Genomic DNA, 5,934 nt, shown 5'->3' on the forward strand with positions numbered 1-5,934 from the left:
TCCAGCTGCTCGGCGACGACGACCGTGACCGCCGCCGCGCGGCCGTGCCGCAGGGGGACCTGGAGCAGCGCCTGCGGGTCCGTGCGCCCGTCGGCCGCCGCGAGGTGGCCGAGTGCGCTCGGCCGGTCGAGCAGGATCCACAGCGGGCGCCGGGTGTCCTCCGGCGCAGGGCGGCCGGCCTGCCGGGCGCGGTTCGCCGCGATGAGCCGGCGCTCCGTCTCGTGCGCGGCCCACTCCAGTGCGGCGAGCGCCCCGGCGAGGCCGCACTCCACGGCCAGGACGCCGGAGCGCCCGACCAGGCAGGCGTACTCCCCGGTGCCGCCGCCCTCGACGATCAGCACGTCGCCGTCCTCGAGCGCCTGGAGCGCGACGGAGCGCACCAGTGACGTCGTGCCGCTGCCGGGGCGGCCCGCGACGAGCAGGTGCGGCTCGGTGGAGCGCGGCCCGGTGCGCCAGACGACGGGCGGCACGTCGCGCCGCTCGTCGCCGTCGACGACCGGGAGGGTGCGCTGCACGGCCGTCCCGTCCGTGAAGCCGAGCACGGTCTCGCCCGGCGACGTGACGAAGGGCTGGGCGGTGATCCCGGTGGGCAGCGGGGCGAGGACGGTCACCGTGAGGTGGTTTCCCTCCTCGTCCCACGTGAAGTGGTACTCGCGGCCCCGGCCCAGCTTGGCGTGGAGCAGCTGCTCGATCCGCGCGCGGGACGCGGCCTCGCCGTCCGTGAAGTAGGCGGGGTAGCGGATCGAGAGCCGGTCGAAGCGGCCGTCCCCGTCGAAGTCGTACGTCTCGAAGGCCTGCTCCCACGCGCCGCCGTGCGCGTACAGCGGGTTCGGGTCCTCGGGGACCGAGAAGTACGGGACGAGTGCCTCGTAGACCGCGCTCAGGCGCTGCACCTGTGAGGCGTCGGGGCCGGTCTGCGCCGGCGGTTTGGGGTCGCGGCCCTTCCATCCCGCGGCCGCCATCAGCACGATGAGCGCCAGCAGCGGCCCGTACGGGACGAACACCACGACCAGGATCACGGCCCCCACCAGGAACAGCAGCGGTCCGCGCCGGTCCTTGGGGGTGTCGATCCACTTGCGCCGCCCGGCGGCCGCCAGCCGGCGCAGTCCACGGGTGACCGTGATGAGGGGATGGAGGACGTCGGTGGCGCCGTCGGCGGCCGTCCGTGCCATTTCCCGGCTCCGGGCGATGGATGCGCCGCCGGTGCTCAGAATGCGGGGGAGTGGACGCCTGGCCACGTCGGTCTCCTGAAGGTGAGTGCGGGTGGATGGGCCGTCAGAACTTGATCCCGCCGAGCAGGCTGGCGAGGCTCTGCCCGCCCGCCTTGATGCTCGGGGCGATGGCCGTGCCCGCCAGGTAGAAGCCGAAGAGGGCGCAGACCAGTCCGTGCGAGGCCTTGAGTCCGTCCTTGCGGAAGAACAGGAAGACGATGATGCCGAGCAGCACGACGCCCGAGATGGACAGGATCATGAGGGTTCTCCTGGTTGGTGGGGACAGTCACCATGAGTACTTCCAGGCTCACAGCATGTATCTATACGACAAAAGGTGCAAATGGGTGGAATTTCCTGGATTTCACTCATTTGGTGTGGCGTGCGAGGGGCGTCGCGCCCATCGATCCTTGCCTCGGCCGGAGCGCGTCATGTGCTCCCCGCGGGCAGTACTCTGTCGATTCACTCGTACGGCCGCACGGCTGTACCAGGCACGTTTGCGAAAGGCGGTCCGGCCGATGAGCGAGGCACCCGACTCCGAGGTCGTGGAGCTGGCCACCAAGATCTTCGACCTCGCCCGCCGCGGCGAGACCGAGGCGCTCGCGGGGTACGTGGACGCCGGTGTCCCGGCGAACCTCACGAACGACCGCGGTGACACGCTCGTCATGCTCGCCGCCTACCACGGCCACCCCGACGCGGTGCGCGCCCTCGTGGAGCGCGGCGCCGAGGTGAACCGCGCCAACGACAAGGGCCAGACCCCGCTCGCCGGCGCCGTCTTCAAAGGCGCCGACGCCGTGATCCGCGTCCTCCTGGACGGCGGCGCGGACCCGGCGGCGGGCACGCCGTCGGCCCTCGACACGGCCCGGATGTTCGGGAAGACCGAGCTCCTGGAGCTCTTCGGAGCGTCCTGACGCACCGGCTTTGACCAGGCACGACGGGGGTGCAGGAAATGTGGTCGCGGCGGGTGGAACCGCTGGGTCATGATGACGGCGTGATTTACGGACGCGACGGCGGGGCAGGTGGTGCCCACGTGCCGCGCGGGCCGTAAGCGGCCCGCATCGGGCCTTGGACGAGAGGCAGAGAGATGGTCTACAGCAAGCAAGAGACGGCGGGCACTCCGACGTGTTGTCGCGTGACCAGGTAGGTGCGGATCCCCGGTTGCGTCGACGCTTGATGTGAGGCTGTTTCCCATGTTCGAACCGGTCATAGCGCCCAGCGGTACGCTGCTCGGCCTGCTGCAGAGGGGCCGCGGCGACGGCACCCTGCACGCGCTGACGGCGCCGCGGGACGAGGCGCTCGCGGCTCTCCACCACTGTGTGCGGAGCGACCCCCGCCACGACTGGCAGGTCGAGAACCGCTCGCTCTACTACGCCCGCCTCTACCTCGACCTCCACGGTGAGCTCGAGGAGATCGAGGCCCACCTCTTTGACCCCGAGGACCTCGTCGACACCGACGAGTCACGCACGGGGCTCGCCCTCGCCGTCCTCGGCCACCTCGCCTCGTACGGCAGGCGGGACGCCCTCGAGCTGCTCCGCAGGTACGCGGCGTTCGGGGCGAACTGGACGTGGGCGCTCGACGAGCTCGCCCTGCGCGACGACGACGCGGGCCTGCGCGCCCTCGCCGAGCCCGTCCTCGCCCGCTTCCACGAACACGCCGAGGCCGAGCTCGTGGCCGCGGTGCGCGACGCCTTCGAACCCCGGCCCTGGCGGCTGTGGGCCGAGGATCCGCGCCCCCACGTGGGCGCCCGCGTCCGGGCCGCACGGGAGGCCGGGTCCTTCGACCGCTGGCAGCGCCAGATGCAGCCCTCCGGACCCCGGCCCGGATGGAGCGTCCAGGCGGTCTTCGACTGGGCCCAGGAGGGCTTCGAGCGCGGCGCCGTGCTGTACGTGCCCGCCGCCCGCTGCCTGACCGCCGTTGCCGGCCCCGAGGACCGCACCGCGATCGTCCGGGCCGCCCGCGAGGGCACCGACGGCGCCCGCTGCACCGCCCTGCGCTACCTCTCCGACGCGCACGACCCCGAGGTGCTCGACCTGGTCGAGGCCGCCGTGGAGAGCCCCTCCCGCGCGGTCGTGGACGCCGCGCTCGACTCCTTCGAGCGCATGCGCAGCATCGCCACCGTGCAGCGCGCCCGGCAGTGGGCCCGCAGGCCCGACGCGCTCGGCGCCGCCGCCGGACGCGTCCTCGCCTGCCGAGGCGGCGCCCAGGACCGCGAGCTCGTCCTGTGGGCACTGCGCGAGGCCGTCCGCGGCGACGGCCCCGACGCCCCCACCCTCTGGCCGCTCGTCGACGGCGCGGGCCGCCTCGGGATCGCCGGCGCCGCCCCCGTGCTGCGCCACGTCTACCGCGAGACCGCCTCCTCCCATCTGCGCGGGCAGGCCGCCCGCGCCCTCGCCGCCACCGACCCCTCCTTCGCCGCGGGCTTCGCCGTCGAGTGCCTGTGGGACTGCGAGGAGTCCACCCGCGAGATCGCCGCCCGGCACGCCGAGACCGGTGACGCCCGCGTCGTCGACCAGCTGCGCCGCCTCGCCGCCGACCCGGCCGAGGAGGCCGAGGTGCAGACCGCCGTGCGCAGCCGGATCGGACCCGACGCGCCAGCGCTGTGACCTGCTGAAACACGGGAGGTGGCCCGCCGGTCGGGGGGCCGCCTCCTGCCGTTTCCCACGGCGTTCCCCAGGGCCGCGCAACGCTCATGGGACGTTCCTCGCCCGGACAGATCCACGTCGACGTGACCACGTCCGGCGCGGCGAGAACACCCCTATGCGTGTCGTCATCGTGACCGAGTCCTTCCCTCCCGACATCAACGGTGTGGCGCACTGCGCCCTGCAGACCGCGCGGCACCTCGCCGCCCGCGGTCATGACCCCCTCGTCGTCGCCCCGGCCACCGCCGCAGGACCCGGCGCCGACGCGGGCGCCCCCTGCCCGGTCGTCCGCGTCCCCTCGCTGCCGCTGCCCGGCTATCCCCAGGTGCGCGTCGCGCTGCCCAGCCGCCGCGTCGCCCAGGCCGTCTCCGCGCACCGGGCCGAACTCGTCCACCTCGCCAGCCCGTTCGTGCTCGGCGTGCGCGGCATGGCCGCCGCGGCCCGGCACGGCGTCCCCGCCGTCGCCGTCTACCAGACCGACCTCGCCGGCTACGCGCGTACCTACATGGGCACCGGCGAGGGCACCGCCTGGCGGCGCATCCGCAGCGTGCACGCCGCCGCCGACCGCACCCTCGCCCCGTCCACCGCCGCACGGCGCGACCTCGAGGCACACGGCGTGCCCCGGGTGCGGCTGTGGCCCCGCGGCGTCGACACCGCACGGTTCCGGCCCGCCCTGCGCGACGAGGCGCTGCGGGCCCGGCTCGCACCGCACGGCGAACTGCTCGTCGGCTACGTGGGCCGGCTCGCCCCCGAGAAGCAGGTCGAGCTCCTCGCGCGCACCTGCGGCCTCGACGGGGTCCGGGTCGTCGTCACCGGGGACGGCCCGAGCGAACCGTCCCTGCGCGCCGCGCTGCCCGGCGCCGTCTTCCTCGGGCGCCGTACCGGGGACGAACTGGCCCGCGTCTTCGCCTCGCTGGACGTCTTCGCGCACACCGGCCCCTTCGAGACCTTCTGCCAGACGGTGCAGGAGGCCATGGCCAGCGGCGTCCCGGTGGTCGCCCCGGCCGCCGGCGGCCCCCTCGACCTCGTCGGCCACGGCAGGACCGGACTGCTCGTCCCGCCCGGCGACGCCGAGGCCGTGCGCGACGCCGTCCGCTCCCTCGCCGCCGACCCCGCCCGGCGCGCCGCCTACGGCGCCGCCGGCCGCACCGCCGTCGCCGGCCGCACCTGGGAGGCCGTCGGCGACCAGCTCATCGAGCACTACGAGGACGTCCTGCACACGCGCACGGCGGTGGCGGCATGAGCGGCCTGCGGATCGTCCGCCTCGCGAACTTCGTCGCCCCCTCCTCGGGCGGCCTGCGCACCGCCCTGCGGGAGCTGGGCGCGGGCTACCGCGCCGCCGGGCACGAGCCTGTGCTCGTCGTCCCCGGAGAGCGCCACGACGACCGGGACACCGCCCAGGGACGCGTCATCACCCTGCCCGGCACGCTCCTGCCCGGCACCGGGGGCTACCGCGTCCTCGCCGACCGGCGCCGTACGGCCGACCTGCTCGCCGGACTGAGGCCCGACCGACTCGAGGTCTCCGACCGGACCACCCTGCGCTGGACCGGCGCGTGGGCCCGCCGCGCCCGGGTGCCCGCCGTGATGGTCTCGCACGAGACCGCCCACGGTGTGCTGCACACCTGGGGGCTGCCCGAACCCGCCGCCCGCCGGGCCGCGGACGCGCTCAACGCCCGTACCGCGCACGCCTACACGCGCGTGGTCTGCACGACCGAATGGGCCGAGCGCGAGTTCGTCCGGATCGGGGCGCGCAACGTCGTCCGGGCGCCGCTCGGCGTCGACCTCGCGGCCTGCACGCCGCACCGGTACGACCCCGCCCTGCGAGCCCGCCTCGCGCGCGAGGACGAGGTCCTGCTCGTCATGTGCACCCGGCTGTCCGTGGAGAAGCGGCCCGGCACCGCCCTGGACGCGATCGCCGCGCTGCGGGCGTCCGGTCTGCGCGCCCGGCTCGTCGTCGCGGGCGACGGTCCGTTGCGCGCTCGCCTCGAACACCGGGCCGCGGCCCGGCGGCTGCCCGTCACCTTCCTCGGGCACCTGGCCGACCGGGGCGCCCTCGCCGCGCTCCAGGCGAGCGCGGACGTGTGCCT

6 protein-coding genes are annotated in these 5,934 nt (G+C 74.9%); 4 read left to right on the top strand and 2 right to left on the bottom strand.

Translation table 11 applies throughout. The annotated features are described in order from the left end of the window. Nucleotides 1–1,238: hypothetical protein (locus tag GTW43_RS20750; RefSeq protein ID WP_161303519.1), on the bottom strand; the 1,238-nt coding region annotated here is incomplete at its 3' end. 37 nt (nucleotides 1,239–1,275) lie between these two features. Further along, complete coding sequence (locus tag GTW43_RS20755) at nucleotides 1,276–1,470, bottom strand: hypothetical protein (RefSeq protein ID WP_161303520.1); 195 nt, start codon at nucleotides 1,468–1,470, stop codon at nucleotides 1,276–1,278. Between the two features lie 256 nt (nucleotides 1,471–1,726). Here GTW43_RS20755 and GTW43_RS20760 point away from each other — a divergent pair, with 256 nt between their 5' ends. The 4 genes from GTW43_RS20760 to GTW43_RS20775 all read left to right on the top strand — a co-directional run. After that, the gene (locus GTW43_RS20760; protein ID WP_161303521.1) at nucleotides 1,727–2,119 is read left to right on the top strand and encodes an ankyrin repeat domain-containing protein; all 393 of its coding nucleotides are present in this window, start codon (nucleotides 1,727–1,729) and stop codon (nucleotides 2,117–2,119) included. Nucleotides 2,120–2,398: 279 nt separating this feature from the next. Beyond that, a complete protein-coding gene (locus GTW43_RS20765; protein ID WP_161303522.1) occupies nucleotides 2,399–3,811 on the top strand; it encodes a HEAT repeat domain-containing protein in 1,413 nt (470 codons plus the stop codon). A 154-nt stretch (nucleotides 3,812–3,965) separates the two neighbouring features. Next, nucleotides 3,966–5,090, top strand: a complete 1,125-nt coding sequence (locus tag GTW43_RS20770) for a glycosyltransferase family 1 protein (RefSeq protein WP_161303523.1) — start codon at nucleotides 3,966–3,968, stop codon at nucleotides 5,088–5,090. Further along, nucleotides 5,087–5,934: glycosyltransferase (locus tag GTW43_RS20775; protein WP_161303524.1), on the top strand; the 848-nt coding region annotated here is incomplete at its 3' end. The genes GTW43_RS20770 and GTW43_RS20775, both read left to right, overlap by 4 nt.

It is taken from the genome of Streptomyces sp. SID5785, from assembly GCF_009870065.1.
Classification (GTDB): Bacteria; Actinomycetota; Actinomycetes; order Streptomycetales; family Streptomycetaceae; genus Streptomyces.